This is a genomic window from Shimia isoporae (genome assembly GCF_004346865.1).
Lineage (GTDB): Bacteria > Pseudomonadota > Alphaproteobacteria > Rhodobacterales > Rhodobacteraceae > Shimia > Shimia isoporae.
This window is the reverse complement of sequence record NZ_SMGR01000003.1, coordinates 370901-384645: the sequence shown is the minus strand read 5'-3', so window position 1 is coordinate 384645 and position 13745 is coordinate 370901. Positions and strand designations below refer to the sequence as shown.

The 13745-nt window shown below is 57.7% G+C and carries 12 protein-coding genes; 9 read left to right on the top strand and 3 right to left on the bottom strand.

The window, feature by feature from the left end; translation table 11 throughout:
• Both BXY66_RS16220 and ribA read right to left on the bottom strand, forming a co-directional pair.
• On the bottom strand, window positions 1-495 hold the full coding sequence (locus BXY66_RS16220; RefSeq protein ID WP_132861428.1) for a L,D-transpeptidase family protein: 495 nt from the start codon (window positions 493-495) through the stop codon (window positions 1-3).
• The gene (gene ribA, locus BXY66_RS16215) at window positions 492-1583 is read right to left on the bottom strand and encodes a GTP cyclohydrolase II (RefSeq protein WP_132861427.1); all 1092 of its coding nucleotides are present in this window, start codon (window positions 1581-1583) and stop codon (window positions 492-494) included. Before ribA ends, BXY66_RS16220 begins: the two co-directional genes overlap by 4 nt.
• Window positions 1584-1754: 171 nt before the next feature.
• Here ribA and BXY66_RS16210 point away from each other — a divergent pair, with 171 nt between their 5' ends.
• The 5 genes from BXY66_RS16210 (at window position 1755) to BXY66_RS16185 (ending at window position 5996) form a co-directional block, all read left to right on the top strand.
• Window positions 1755-2441: a response regulator transcription factor gene (locus tag BXY66_RS16210; protein WP_132861426.1), complete on the top strand. Its 687-nt coding sequence runs from the start codon at window positions 1755-1757 to the stop codon at window positions 2439-2441.
• A 415-nt stretch (window positions 2442-2856) separates the two neighbouring features.
• Window positions 2857-3645, top strand: coding sequence for an exodeoxyribonuclease III (locus BXY66_RS16205; protein ID WP_132861425.1), 789 nt, complete (start codon window positions 2857-2859; stop codon window positions 3643-3645).
• Between the two features lie 564 nt (window positions 3646-4209).
• The gene (locus BXY66_RS16195) at window positions 4210-5136 is read left to right on the top strand and encodes a tetratricopeptide repeat protein (RefSeq protein ID WP_132861423.1); all 927 of its coding nucleotides are present in this window, start codon (window positions 4210-4212) and stop codon (window positions 5134-5136) included.
• Window positions 5137-5163: 27 nt separating this feature from the next.
• Entirely contained in the window at window positions 5164-5808 is a 645-nt protein-coding gene (locus BXY66_RS16190; RefSeq protein WP_132861422.1) for an LON peptidase substrate-binding domain-containing protein, read from the top strand.
• Window positions 5805-5996 carry a Trm112 family protein gene (locus tag BXY66_RS16185; protein WP_132861421.1) on the top strand — a complete coding sequence of 64 codons (192 nt, stop codon included), beginning with the start codon at window positions 5805-5807 and terminating at the stop codon, window positions 5994-5996. Before BXY66_RS16190 ends, BXY66_RS16185 begins: the two co-directional genes overlap by 4 nt.
• 69 nt (window positions 5997-6065) lie before the next feature.
• On the opposite strand, the gene BXY66_RS16180 is transcribed toward BXY66_RS16185, so the two are convergent.
• A complete protein-coding gene (locus BXY66_RS16180) occupies window positions 6066-7280 on the bottom strand; it encodes an FAD-dependent monooxygenase (RefSeq protein ID WP_132861420.1) in 1215 nt (404 codons plus the stop codon).
• Window positions 7281-7364: 84 nt separating this feature from the next.
• Between BXY66_RS16180 and BXY66_RS16175 the strand changes: the two genes are divergently transcribed.
• From BXY66_RS16175 to BXY66_RS16160, 4 genes are all read left to right on the top strand, one after another.
• Window positions 7365-8696, top strand: a complete 1332-nt coding sequence (locus tag BXY66_RS16175; RefSeq protein ID WP_132861419.1) for an amidase — start codon at window positions 7365-7367, stop codon at window positions 8694-8696.
• Window positions 8697-8876: 180 nt separating this feature from the next.
• Window positions 8877-10052 carry an aminotransferase class I/II-fold pyridoxal phosphate-dependent enzyme gene (locus BXY66_RS16170; protein WP_132861564.1) on the top strand — a complete coding sequence of 392 codons (1176 nt, stop codon included), beginning with the start codon at window positions 8877-8879 and terminating at the stop codon, window positions 10050-10052.
• A gap of 19 nt (window positions 10053-10071) precedes the next feature.
• Window positions 10072-13053 (top strand): DNA translocase FtsK, encoded by a 2982-nt coding sequence (locus BXY66_RS16165; RefSeq protein WP_132861418.1) that lies wholly within the window; start codon window positions 10072-10074, stop codon window positions 13051-13053.
• An 88-nt stretch (window positions 13054-13141) separates the two neighbouring features.
• Window positions 13142-13744 carry a LolA family protein gene (locus BXY66_RS16160; protein ID WP_132861417.1) on the top strand — a complete coding sequence of 201 codons (603 nt, stop codon included), beginning with the start codon at window positions 13142-13144 and terminating at the stop codon, window positions 13742-13744.
• Window position 13745: the final 1 nt, after the last annotated feature.

Here is a 13745-nt window from a genome sequence, read left to right as displayed (position 1 = left end):
TCATGGCACGATAACGCGCGTACCAGGCACCGCATTTCGCGCGATGAAATGCATGTGGTCCCGGCGGAAGGCGATACAGCCTTCTGTTGGAAATCCACGTCGACGCCACGTGTGTAGAAATATGGCGGAACCCTTCCCAACCTCTGCGCGAGGCCAGTTCCAGTCGGTCAGCAGAACCAAATCGTACAGAGGATCGGCGCGCCGAAGTTTCTCATGGCTGTGCGCGTAGGGCGCATGGACCTGTTGATTATATTGAGCGTCGCCGCTGGCATCAGACCAGAGATCGTCCTTGCCAATCGGTTGAGCCCAAGGCGCAGGCTGTGACATGCGATCCGCCCGATAAAGGAGCCCCGTGATAGAATGGAGCCCGCGCGGAGTTGCGCCGTCGCCTTCCCGCTTGTCGCTTCGGATGCCGCCCTTGCCAACGGAACAGGGGAAATAACGCCCCATAAACCGCACACCCCGATTGGTCAGAACGAGGTCAAACGGGGTCACAGCATGTGGCCCGATTTGCTGGCCTTGGTCGCGAGGTAGGCGCTGTTATAAGCGTTTTCGCCAACTTTGAGCGCCACACGTTCGGCAACGGATATGCCTGTGGCTTCCATCATCTCGATCTTGCGCGGGTTGTTTGTCAAAAGACGTACCGAAGAAAAACCCATTTCTTTTAGTATCTTGGCTCCGATGCGGAAGTCGCGTTCGTCATCTTCAAAACCAAGGCGATGATTGGCTTCTACCGTGTCAAATCCCTGATCCTGAAGCGAGTAGGCGCGCATTTTGTTGGCGAGGCCGATGCCGCGGCCTTCTTGATTGAGATAAAGCAAAACGCCTTCGCCCTCGGTGCCCATTTGCATCAAAGCGGCATTGAGTTGTGGACCGCAGTCGCATTTCAGAGAGCCAAGAACGTCGCCTGTGAAACAGGCTGAATGCAGGCGTGCCAAAACCGGTTTGTCGCGAGGAGGGCGTCCTATTTCGATTGCATAGTGTTCTTCTCCACCGTCTTCGGGGCGGAAAATGTGCAGGCGCCCAGCGTCGGCTGCGCGGATCGGCAAGCGCGCGTGAACCACCGGATGCAGGGGGCTGGTCGAAGTCAGATGCGGCGCGGCCAGATCGGCCGGAATAACTGTTAATCCGTGATCCAGAGCGAAGGTTGCGGCGTTTTCCAGTGTGAGGGCAAGGGCGGCGGGCAACAGCTGAGCAGATTTCACCAGCTTTATTGCGGCACGATGCAAGTCCGCATTCCCCTCACGTTCTGTTGCCAGAGGACCTTTCATCGGGCTCATCAGGTCGTCAGCGGGATCGGCAATACTGCGCAGCCATTTTAGGTCGGCGTCGGCAGGCAGGCGCACACGTGCAATGTCGCCGTCATAGGCGCGGGCCTTAAGTGTTTCGGCGCGTCGGCCGGTGACGACCAGGTGCGGAACTCCTCCCAAGTTGCGCAAGTCCGCAAGGCGGTCGCGATCCAGGGTTTCGGCTGACATAATCAGAACAGCCTTGCCGCCGCCGGTCATGACGATCGGGACCCCCATGCGCAAATCGGCGCGGGCGCGGGCAATACGTTCTATGATGTCGGGCGAAAAACTCATGGTCCCCTCGCGGTTGGAGCCATACCTGTAGCCCCCTTTGCAGCAATATGAAACATTTGACGCTGCAGAAACACGAGGGCGTGAGGGGATTGCAGTAAATCTTGTTGGGGGTTTCTTACGTATCCATGTCGTGAACAGAAGTTAACACCTAGTGATACGTGGAGGACACGGATGGCACAGTTGAAGAAAATCCTGCTGGTCGACGACGACGAAGACCTGCGCGAGGCGCTCTCCGAGCAACTTGTGATGACCGAGGATTTTGACGTGTTCGAGGCTGGCAATGGGGCCGAGGCCATGAGCCGCGTCAAGGAAGGTCTTTACGATATTATTATTCTGGACGTTGGTTTGCCGGACACGGACGGGCGCGAGTTGTGCCGCCTGATGCGAAAGCAGGGCGTGAAGAGCCCGATCCTGATGCTTACTGGACACGACAGTGACGCGGACACCATTCTGGGTTTGGACAGCGGCGCGAATGATTATGTGACAAAACCGTTCAAGTTTCCGGTGCTTCTGGCGCGGATCCGCGCCCAGCTGCGGCAACACGAACAGTCCGAAGACGCAGTATTCGTGCTTGGCCCATACACGTTCAAACCTGCGATGAAGATGCTGATTACCGAGGATGAACGCAAAATCCGTCTGACAGAGAAAGAGACCAACATTCTCAAGTATCTCTACCGCTCGACGGATGGCGTGGTCGCTCGAGATGTTCTGCTGCATGAAGTTTGGGGCTATAACGCGGGTGTGACGACGCACACGCTGGAAACCCACATTTATCGCCTGCGTCAGAAGATCGAGCCCGATCCCAGCAACGCCCGCCTGCTTGTGACAGAAAGCGGTGGGTACAGATTGGTAGCGTGAAACGGCAGAATTCCGCCAAATTGTCTCAAATTCTCAAGAATTGGCGGCGATGAGGAAGGAATTCAGCAACACTCTACCTATATCAGAGTCATGAGAACTCCCGCCATGTCCGGGTTATGACATGACCTCCCTGTTGGACTGACCCGGGCTTTGGCTCGGGTCCTTTTTTTTGTTGGGCAGGGGAAACAGTTTCTTGACCTCGATCAAAGAAACATCTGCGCCGCATCTTTAAGGTGGGCAAGGAAGAGATCCCGCATATGTCCGGGTTAAGGCATATACCTCCCTGTTGGACTGGCCCGGGTTTCGGCTCGGGCCCTTTTTTTGTCGGGCCGTTGGAATGCGCAGGAAATGGCGTTGGCAACGTTGCAATCACGGGGGTAGGGTGCGCCGACAGTTTTGATCCGGAGACCCTGCCATGTCCTTTACTCTTGCTACCTGGAACATCAATTCGGTGCGGCTGCGGGAGCCGATTGTGCTGAAGCTGATGGAGGAGGAAGCGCCGGACGTGTTGTGCCTTCAGGAGTGTAAAAGCCCCGTTGAAAAGATCCCTTTGGAGGGTTTTGCGGCGCTTGGCTATACGCATATGGTGGCGCGGGGACAGAAGGGTTACAACGGCGTCGCGATCTTGTCGAAGATACCGATGGAAGAAGCAGGCAGCGAGGATTTCGCTGATCTGGGGCATGCGCGGCATATAGCGGGCAAGCTGGAAAACGGGGTCACCATCCACAACTTTTATGTGCCGGCCGGCGGGGATGTTCCAGATCGGGAAAAGAACGAGAAGTTCGGACAGAAGCTCGATTACCTAACTGGCATGCGCGATTGGTTCCACAAAGAGACGCCGCAGAAATCGGTGTTGGTGGGCGATTTGAACATTGCGCCCCGCGAAGACGATGTCTGGGACCACAAGAAGCTTCTGAAGATTGTGAGTCACACGCCGATCGAGGTGGAACACTTGGCGGAGACGCAGGACGCCGGTGGGTGGGTGGATGTCACTCGTCAGGATATTCCGGATGGCAAACTGTACAGTTGGTGGAGCTACCGTGCGCGCGATTGGGACGCGGCAGACAAGGGACGGCGGCTGGATCACGTCTGGGCAACGGGAGACATTTCGGCCGCTGCACATGGCAGCCGCGTTCTGCGGGATGCGCGCGGTTGGGAAAAACCGAGCGATCATGCGCCGGTATTCGCAACGTTTGATCTGTAATGGCCGCGCGCGGTCGCAAATCCCCACTTTATCGCAAAGTGAACACCCGTACCCACGGTGTTCGGCACGGATGTTTGCGGATTGCCGAGCGCAAAAAGCATGAAGACAAAAAGCGGAGGGGGATGCGACAGGGGTTGCGGCATGGCCTGGATTTCACACCGCTGTACAAATTTTTGCTGTCAAAAGTGGGTCAGCCTTGGGATGGGGTTTATTCCGAGGCTGTTTCGCGACTGCCCAACGACGAGGCGATTTGGTGGCTGGTCGCGCGCAGCGAGGTCGATCGAAAGGGTGTAGTAAGGACCGGAGAGTCCAGTTACCACAGCGGTCTCTTTGTGACGGAGGACGGTCTGTTGTGCAAAGTCGACCCGGATCTCAGAAGCGCAGATATGCGGCCGACATGCCCGTGCTGTACGCATACCTTCAATGGCGAACCCTTTGGTCTACCGTTTGACCACTTCTAATGGGGTTTGACTGGCATCGGTTGCCAGATTGCCTCACCTTTGACCTTTGATTTTCCGGCGCGGAGGCTCATATAGAGGCCAACGCATATAAAGGATGACTCCAATGCTTGAACTTGGACAAGGCAACGGTGCCGCAGCGCCGGCCAATGGCGATCTGATCAAAGACGTCTCTGAGGCAACTTTCATGGCCGACGTGGTGGACGCGTCTATGACTGTGCCGGTGATCGTGGATTTCTGGGCGCCGTGGTGCGGACCGTGCAAAACGCTTGGTCCGGCGCTTGAGGCGGCGGTTACCGCGGCTGGCGGCGCGGTGAAGATGGCGAAGATCAACGTTGATGAAAATCAGGCTATTGCCGGTCAGATGCGCGTGCAGTCGATCCCTACGGTTTATGCATTTTTCCAAGGTCAGCCGATCGATGGTTTCCAAGGCGCACTGCCGCAGAGCGAGATTGATGCATTTGTTGCCAAAGTTGTCGAAGCGGGAGGTGGTGAGGTGCCAGATGGCGGTCTTGCGGACGCCCTCGCCGCGGCTGAGGAGATGCTAGAAGCCGGAGCAGCCCAAGACGCGGCGGAAACCTTTGCCGCCATTCTTGAGCAGGACACCGAGAGTGTTGCTGCATTTGCAGGGCTGGCACGCGCCAACATTGCTCTGGGAGCTCTGGATCAGGCAGAGGCTGTTCTGAATGGAGCGCCTGCAGCCTTTGCAGATGCGCCTGAAGTAGAAGCGGCACACGCTCAGTTGGCTTTGGCGCGGCAGGCTGAAAACGCGGGACCGGTTGCGGAATTGCGGGCGGCAGTTGCGGCAGATGCGGGCAATCACCAGGCGCGGCTTGATCTGGCGCAGGCGCTGCATGGCGCTGGAGAGGTTGAGGCGGCGGTCGACGAACTGCTCGAGTTGTTCCGACGGGATCGCGAGTGGAACGATGGTGCGGCGAAGACGCAGCTTTTCACTATTTTTGATGCTCTGCCAGCCAATGATCCCGTGGTTCTGAACGGTCGCCGTAAGTTGAGTTCGTTGATCTTTGCCTGATCGACAAAACCGGAGTAGGCTGCACGTATGATCAAGGCGGCTGATCTTCCTGACACGATCGCGGTATTCCCTCTTCCGGGGGCGCTTTTGTTGCCGCGGTCGCGTCTTCCTCTGCACATTTTTGAACCTCGATATCTTGCGATGTTGGATGACGTGCTCAAAACGCCGGAGCGCATGATCGGTATGGTGCAGCCAAATGAAGTGCCTGGCAGGGAAGGCCCGGGACTTCAGACGATCGGCTGTGCTGGCAGGATTACCCAGTTTACCGAAACAGAAGACAACCGTTACCTGATCACGCTGACAGGAGTGTCGCGGTTTCGCATTCAGGCCGAGGTGGACGGGTTCACGCCATATCGGCGATGCAACGTCGACTGGGTCGGGTTTGATCGTGATCTGGGATCAACCGAACACGACGAAGCATTTCAGCGGCCTGCATTTTTGTCACTTTTGAAGCGGTATTTCGAGCAGTTGGAGTTGCAGACGGACTGGGAAACGCTCAAGGATGCCGACGACGAGCTGCTGATCAATTCGCTGTCGATGCTGCTGGACTTCGGGGCTGAAGACAAGCAGGCCTTGCTTGAGGCACCGAGCCTGAGAACACGGCGGGAAACTTTGGTCACGCTGTTGGAATTCGCGATGCGCGGTGGCGGCGGAGAGGACTTGATACAATGACTGAGAAAACGTCTGAGCCAGGGTTTGACCGGCGGATGCTGGAAGCGCTGGTGTGCCCCGAAACGCGGGCTACGCTTGAATACGACGCAGAGAGACAGGAACTTGTGTCTCGCGGTGCTGGATTGGCGTTTCCGATCCGGAACGGTATTCCGGTTATGCTTGTGGATGAGGCGCGTACTCTGGACTAGGACTCGGGCGCTCGTCTGAGCAAACAACCCAATCAAAGTTGAAAACGCGCGTTGCCGGAAAACTACGCGTTATCGCATGAGGTCAGGCAGTTCGCCTGTGAGCCCTGCGGCCTCCCGCATAAAAGTACGGCGTAGGGCGGGAACGCGGCCGATCAGCCCCATGCCAATGTCGCGGCCGGCGCGGAGTAGCGGATTGTCGTTGGAAAACAGTTTGTTGGTGAGATCTGTGGCGGCAACGAGGGCTTGTGTGTCAAAGCGGCGCCACTCCTGATAGCGCTCAAGAACCTGAATGGCGGAAATATCCTCGCCGCGAGATTTGGCTTCGGTGAGAATTTGGGTGAGCGCGGCCACGTCGCGCAGGCCAGCGTTGAGCCCCTGTCCGGCAATCGGATGCATGCCGTGCGCAGCGTCACCAACCAGCGCCACGCGGTCAGCCACGAAATCGTTCGCCACGGTAAGGCCAAGCGGGTAAGTGAAACGCGCCCCGGCCAGAGATATTTCGCCGAGGAAGTCGCCGAAACGGGGACGGAGAACTGCGAGATAGTCCTCGTCGCCGAGCGCGTTTATCCGCTTTGCGTTTTCCTCGGTTTCAGACCAGACGATTGATGACATGTTGCCGGGCAATGGCAGGATCGCAAGCGGGCCGGGGGGCATGAAAAACTGGTGCGCCACGCCATCGTGGGGCTTCTCATGCGCAATTGCGCAGACCAGTGCGGTTTGACCGTAGCCCCAGCCAGTACGCCTTATTCCTGCGCGCTGGGCCACACCGGACTGGCGACCATCGCAGCCAACCAATAGACGTGCGCGTCGGGTTGTGCCGTCAGACAGTGTCGCTGTTACGCCTGTCGCATCGACGGATTGGTCCGTGACACCGGTTTCGGGCACCAAAGTGATCGCCTCGTCGGCCTCCATTGCAGCAAGGAAGGCCCGGTAAAGAAAGCGGTCTTCGAGCATGTAGCCCATGGGGCCTTCTTCAAGCTCGGTGTGATCAAAATGCAGAAAGAATGGTGAGGGGCCTTCACCCGCTCGGCCATCGGACACTTTGATATCCAGCATCGGTTGAGCGTTGGCCGCGACCCCATCCCAGATGCCAATTTTGTCCAGAAGCCTCTTGGACGCCAGGGCCAGCGCGTAGCCTCGGCCATCAAAATTGTCGCTCGCCCGCGTCGTGGCCGGGCGCGCGTCGACCACAGTCACGGTGAAGCCCGCGCGGGACAGGGCGAGGGCAAGGGCGGGTCCGTTAAGACCGCCTCCGGCGATGAGGATATCGGTGTCAAAGCTCATGGGGCCAATATGGGGGACGGTTCGGGATTGTCCATGTGCGATTGCGCCGCTACCGTCGCCTGAGCGGAACTGTGGGGACGAGAGATGTTGCACTGGCTGGAAATGAGCGCGGCGGATTTGGGGCGCGGGATTGGAGACGGATCTATTGACCCGGTTGCGCTGACCCAAGCGTTTTTAGGCGCCATCGACAGCAGCGACCATAAGGACAGAATCTATGCGCGGGTTACACGCGACCGCGCCCTAGCAGAGGCAGAGGCTGCGGCTGAACGCGCTCGAGCGGGCGAACGCTTGTCTTTGCTCGATGGGGTTCCGGTGAGCTGGAAAGATCTTTTTGATACGGCCGGCGTTGCAACAGAAGCGGGATCTCTGCTGCTCAAGGACCGTGTTCCGGGGCGGGATGCGGAAGTGCTGCGCAACGCAACAGCTGCGGGTCTTGTGTGTCTCGGCAAGACGCACATGAGTGAATTGGCTTTCTCCGGTTTGGGGCTAAACCCGATGACGGCAACGCCACCATGCGTGAATGACCCCAAGGCTGTGCCTGGCGGGTCTTCGTCTGGCGCAGGCGCGTCGGTCGCCTTCGGCCTCGCTGCGGCGGGGATAGGGTCGGATACCGGCGGATCGGTCAGAATCCCGTCGGCTTGGAACGATCTCGTGGGGCTGAAGACCACGTCGGGACGTTTGTCCAACGACGGGGTTGTTCCGCTGTGCCGGAGTTTTGATACCGTCGGACCGCTGTGTCGGACAGTTGAAGATGCCGCGCTACTTTTGGCGGCACTCGAAGGCACCGCACCCGCAGATTTGAATGGCGCAACTCTGGTAGGCAAGCGGTTTGCGGTTCTTGAAACAGTGGCTTTGGAAGGCGTGCGAGAAGCCCCGATGGCAGGTTTCGAAAAGGCGCTGCACCGTATGCAGGAGGCGGGTGCATCGTTGGAGTTTCTGAAAGCGGGTGAAGTCGCGCGAGCGATGGATTTGACGGGACCGCTTTTCACTTCTGAGGCATATGGGGAATGGCGCGACGAGATCGAGGCTGCGCCCGATTTGATGTTCGACCAGATACTTGAGCGGTTCCGTGCAGGGGCTTCGTTCTCCGGACCCGATTACGTTGATGCTTGGCAGGCGCTGGAAGAACACCGGATGCGCTGGAACACGCGGATCGCCGGATTTGACGCTGTTCTTTTGCCGACATCTCCTATTTTGCCACCGGACGCGGGCCGCTTGATGAGCGATCACGACTATTACGTCACTGAGAACCTTCTGGCGTTGCGCAACACGCGGATCGGGAATTTGATGGGCAGCGCGGGCGTTTCTCTCCCGACAGGTGTACCAAGTTGTGGTCTGATGATGCTCGGGGCACCCATGTCAGAAGAGCGACTGCTCAGATTGGCTTCGGCAACAGAAGCGGTGTTGGCCTCCTGAGCTATCGATGGTGTCGTGCCAAAGAAAATGCGCAGTCCTTCGAATTGAATAAAATGCCCGGTGGCGCGGAGGCCACAAGTGACGGATTCATAGGCATTTTAGTGGACGGGCGCATGTGCTTTGGGTAACTTGGGTGCAAACGGGGCGAAATGATCCCGAACCTGAGGCAGTTTGAATATGATGTTCCCCGAGCGGTTTTCGAACCTACCGGCTTATGCGTTTCCGCGCCTGCGTGCGCTGTTGGATCACCTGAAACCAGGTGGGCCTGTGATGCATATGACCATTGGCGAACCCAAACATGCCTTTCCTGATTGGGTCGCGGAGGTCATTGCTGAGAATGCCGCCGAGTTCATCAAGTACCCCACAAACGAAGGCACTCCGGAGCTTCTTCAGGCGATTTCGGCGTGGATTGAACGGCGCTATGGCATTGCGGTGCCCCCGGAACAGGTGATGGCGTTGAACGGGACGCGCGAAGGCCTCTACAACGCGGCGATGGCGCTTTGTCCGGAGACCAAGAACGGCAAGCAACCGATCATCCTGACACCAAACCCCTTTTATCAGGTCTATTCGGTGGCCGCCGCGTCGGTAGGAGCAGAAGCACGGTTTGTGCCTGCAACCGAGGCAAGCGGGCACCTGCCGGATTTCGCTGCATTGGAGCCGGAGATTCTTGATCGCGTTGCGATTGCTTACGTGTGTTCTCCGGCCAACCCCCAAGGCGCTGTGGCCAGCGAAACGTATTGGCGTGATCTGATTGCCTTGGCCGAAAAACACGATTTCAAGGTATTTGCGGACGAGTGTTATTCCGAGATTTACCGAAAAACACCGCCGCCGGGAGCGTTGCAGGTTGCCAATGAGATGGGGGCAGATCCTGAGCGCGTGTTGATTTTCCATTCTCTGTCCAAGCGTTCCAACCTCGCCGGATTGCGCTCCGGTTTTGTGGCAGGTGGGCCGGAGAGCATTCGTCGGATTCGGCAGTTGCGGAATTACTCCGGTGCGCCCTTGCCACTGCCTTTGCAGCGTGCGGCGGAGAAGGTCTGGGCGGACGAAACCCACGTAGAGGAAAATCGTCGTCTATACGCGGAAAAATTCGATATTGCGGACGACATCCTCGGGGATGTGCCCGGATACACCAGCCCACAAGCAGGGTTCTTTCTGTGGCTGCCAGTGGAAGATGGCGAAAGGGCTGCAGTCAAACTTTGGACGGAGACCGGCGTGCGGGTTTTGCCTGGCGCGTATCTGAGCAGAGATGCCGAAGGGTATAACCCAGGCAAGGGATTTATTCGGGTCGCTCTGGTGGCCCCAAAAGACGAAGTGCGGGAGGCGCTGACGAAGCTGCGCGCCTGCATTTACGGATAAGAACGAGGACGGTAACGAGATGGCATATCAGGCGCGTGGACGAGGCCCACTTTTGGACAGTGCAACGCAGGCAGCAGTGGAGAAACGAGGCAAGGAACTGATCGGTTTTGTGCTGATCGCGCTTGGCTTGATGGCCGCTGCGATGATCGCGTCATATACACCGACGGACCCCAGTTTCCTGTCTGTGACTGACGCGCCCGTCCAGAACTGGATGGGTTGGATCGGCGCCTCTATTGCTGCCGGATTGTTTGTCATTATCGGTTTTGCCAGCTGGGGCGTTGCCGCTGTTTTGACCGTATGGGGGCTGCGCATGGCCTTTCATATCGGTGAAGAACGGCTTCAGAGCCGAATAATTTTCGCGCCGATTATGCTCGCGCTTGGCGCGATTTATGGCTCCACAATGGCGCCAGGCGAAAGCTGGACACACGATTTCGGTCTGGGCGGCCTATTTGGCGATACGGTTACCGGGTTTCTTTTGACCGTTTTGCCGATTGGAGCGCAGGCAGGGGTGAAAGTTCTGTCTCTGGTGACAGGTGTGGCATTTGTTGCGATGGCCCTTTTCACGCTGGGCTTCACCCGTGGGGAACTTCAAGGGTTTGCTCACCGGATCGCGGTTGGTCTGGTGCTCGCCTATGACAAGTTGATGATCCTTTTGGGCCGAGGGGCCAGTGGCGCCGTCGCAGGGGCGACAATGGCTGCAAAAAACGTGCAGGCACGTCGTCAGGAACGCCGCGATGCTGAAGAAGCACGCGCTGCGCAATCTGCGGAAGAGGGCTGGAATGATCCTGTTATTGAGGAAGATGTAGAGCCGACTATTGAAGAAGTCGCGCCGTTTTCCAAACCGCGTTTGCGCATGCCGGCGCTTATCAAGCGTTCAGAGCCGGCCGCAGCACCGATGCCTGAACCTGAGTTGGTCGAGAATATCTTTTCCCAAGAAATAGAAGACGCTCCGGGTGGCGAGGATCGCATCAAATCCAAGATTGCTGATGTGATGCGCAATCGGGCGCGCCGCGGCGAGGCGGTTTCTCCGCCCGATCTGAATCCTGAACTTCACCCGGATCTTCATTTCGACAAACCACTGACCAAGGGGCGTGGCCGTGGTCCGGATCCGCTGGTTCTCGACGGCGCGGCTCAGGGACAACCACGGGCAGTGCCGCAAGCCGCACATCCGATGGAACCGCCGCTGACAGGTGGGGCGGGAGTGCGTGTCGAGCCGCCGTTGTCGGCGCCGATGGCATCACCGGCAGCACCTGTGCCAACGGTGCCGGTGGCTGATGAGATTTTTGCCGAGGACGATCATTGGGATGCGCAGGAACCGACTGCGCCGGAGATTGCGCCGCAGCCGGTTCAGCATGTGGCGCCGCAACCTATTCCAGTGCCTGAGCCTAAGAAGGTCGTGCAGCCGCGTCAGATCAAGCCGGTCCAACCTTCAGCACGGGCAAAAGCGGAAGCACAACCTTCGCTTGCGTTCGAAGAAAACCACATCGAATACGAGCTTCCGCCACTCAACCTGTTGGAAAATCCAATGACGATCTCTCGTCACCATCTGAGTGACGAAGCGCTGGAAGAAAATGCACGCATGTTGGAAACCGTTCTGGACGACTATGGCGTGAAGGGTGAGATTGTCAGCGTGCGTCCGGGTCCGGTTGTCACGATGTACGAACTTGAGCCGGCGCCTGGTTTGAAAGCGAGCCGGGTCATTGGTCTGGCCGACGACATCGCCCGCTCGATGAGCGCATTGTCTGCGCGTGTGTCCACAGTGCCGGGGCGGTCAGTGATCGGGATCGAATTGCCGAACGAGAACCGCGAAAAAGTGGTTTTGCGAGAAATTCTGAGCGCCCGCGACTTTGGCGATAGCAATATGAAGCTGCCGTTGGCGCTGGGGAAGGACATTGGTGGCGATCCCGTTGTTGCGAACCTCGCGAAGATGCCGCACCTGTTGATCGCGGGTACAACCGGCTCCGGTAAGTCTGTCGCGATCAACACGATGATCCTGTCACTGCTTTACCGCCTGACACCGGAAGAGTGCCGTTTGATCATGATTGACCCGAAGATGCTGGAATTGTCGGTTTATGACGGCATTCCGCACCTGTTGTCGCCAGTTGTGACGGATCCCAAGAAGGCAGTTGTCGCGCTGAAATGGGTCGTGGGCGAGATGGAAGAGCGCTATCGCAAGATGTCGAAAATGGGCGTGCGCAACATCGATGGCTATAACAGTCGCGTCGCTGACGCGTTGGCTAAAGGCGAGACGTTCTCACGGACGGTCCAGACAGGCTTCGACGATGACACCGGTGAACCGGTTTTCGAGACCGAAGAGATGACTCCGGAGAAAATGCCATACATTGTCGTCATCGTGGACGAGATGGCCGACCTGATGATGGTTGCGGGCAAGGAGATCGAGGCCTGCATTCAACGTCTTGCCCAAATGGCACGTGCCTCGGGCATCCACTTGATCATGGCCACGCAGCGCCCGTCCGTGGATGTGATTACCGGTACAATCAAAGCGAACTTCCCTACCCGTATTTCCTTCCAGGTGACCTCGAAAATCGACAGCCGCACCATTCTGGGTGAGATGGGCGCGGAACAGCTATTGGGCATGGGCGACATGCTTTATATGGCTGGCGGTGCCAAGATTACTCGTTGTCACGGTCCGTTCGTGAGTGATGAGGAGGTTGAGGAAATCGTGAACCACCTCAAGAGCTTTGGTCCGCCAAGTTACATTGGTGGTGTGGTTGAAGGACCTGATGACGACAAAGCCGATAACATCGACGCCGTGCTCGGGTTGAACACCGGCGGCAATACCAATGGCGAAGATGCACTGTATGATCAGGCTGTGGCAATCGTCATCAAGGATCGCAAGTGCTCGACCAGCTATATCCAGCGCAAACTGGCCATCGGTTATAACAAGGCCGCGCGACTGGTGGAGCAGATGGAAGACGAAGGTCTTGTGAGCGCTGCCAACCACGTCGGTAAGCGTGAGATTTTGGTGCCAGAGCAATAAAGGCACCGGTAGGCAAAGGTTTGCTGACACAGTATCGTGACCGCCGTCGGGGGCTGAAATCCCGGCGGCGGTCAATTAGTTTAAGGATATGAATACGTTGAAAAGCTTTGTCGCTCCCGCCGCATTGGCCGCTTTTGTGTCTGCACCTGCCAATGCCGAACAGATTTCGCTAGGTGATCTGTCGACCTACCTCAACAGCATGTCCACGGTGCAGGCAGGTTTCACGCAGATTTCCGACGACGGCTCTGTTCAGACCGGCACGCTGTATATCCGGCGTCCCGGTCGGATGCGGTTCGAGTACAATCCGCCCGAAAAAGCGCTGGTTCTGGTCTCCAACAACTCCGTGGCAATTTTTGACGGGCGCTCGAACCAACCGCCTGAGGTCTATCCGCTAAAGCGGACGCCGTTGTCGATCATTCTGGCTGATCAGGTGAACCTTGGGCAGGCAAACATGGTGGTCGGACACGATTTTGACGGCACTGCCACGATTGTGACGGCCCAAGACCCTGAGAACCCTGAAATCGGGAATATCCAGCTGAAGTTCACAGCGAATCCGGTCGAACTGCGGCAGTGGGTGATCAATGACAGTGCCGGCAGTCAGACGACTGTTATACTTGGCGATACAAAAGCGGATGTACCGCTCCGGAACCGCATCTTCGACATTGACCGGGAAAGACGCGGCGCGAACTAAA

Bases quoted from the DNA above. Each gene is read 5' to 3' on its own strand.
- BXY66_RS16175 (WP_132861419.1), top strand. From the start codon at position 7,365: ATGTTGCACTGGCTGGAAATGAGCGCGGCGGATTTGGGGCGCGGGATT.
- BXY66_RS16165 (WP_132861418.1), top strand. From the start codon at position 10,072: ATGGCATATCAGGCGCGTGGACGAGGCCCACTTTTGGACAGTGCAACG.
- BXY66_RS16185 (WP_132861421.1), top strand. From the start codon at position 5,805: ATGACTGAGAAAACGTCTGAGCCAGGGTTTGACCGGCGGATGCTGGAA.
- BXY66_RS16210 (WP_132861426.1), top strand. From the start codon at position 1,755: ATGGCACAGTTGAAGAAAATCCTGCTGGTCGACGACGACGAAGACCTG.
- BXY66_RS16180 (WP_132861420.1), bottom strand. From the start codon at position 7,280: ATGAGCTTTGACACCGATATCCTCATCGCCGGAGGCGGTCTTAACGGA.
- BXY66_RS16170 (WP_132861564.1), top strand. From the start codon at position 8,877: ATGTTCCCCGAGCGGTTTTCGAACCTACCGGCTTATGCGTTTCCGCGC.
- BXY66_RS16195 (WP_132861423.1), top strand. From the start codon at position 4,210: ATGCTTGAACTTGGACAAGGCAACGGTGCCGCAGCGCCGGCCAATGGC.
- BXY66_RS16190 (WP_132861422.1), top strand. From the start codon at position 5,164: ATGATCAAGGCGGCTGATCTTCCTGACACGATCGCGGTATTCCCTCTT.
- BXY66_RS16205 (WP_132861425.1), top strand. From the start codon at position 2,857: ATGTCCTTTACTCTTGCTACCTGGAACATCAATTCGGTGCGGCTGCGG.
- ribA (WP_132861427.1), bottom strand. From the start codon at position 1,583: ATGAGTTTTTCGCCCGACATCATAGAACGTATTGCCCGCGCCCGCGCC.
- BXY66_RS16160 (WP_132861417.1), top strand. From the start codon at position 13,142: ATGAATACGTTGAAAAGCTTTGTCGCTCCCGCCGCATTGGCCGCTTTT.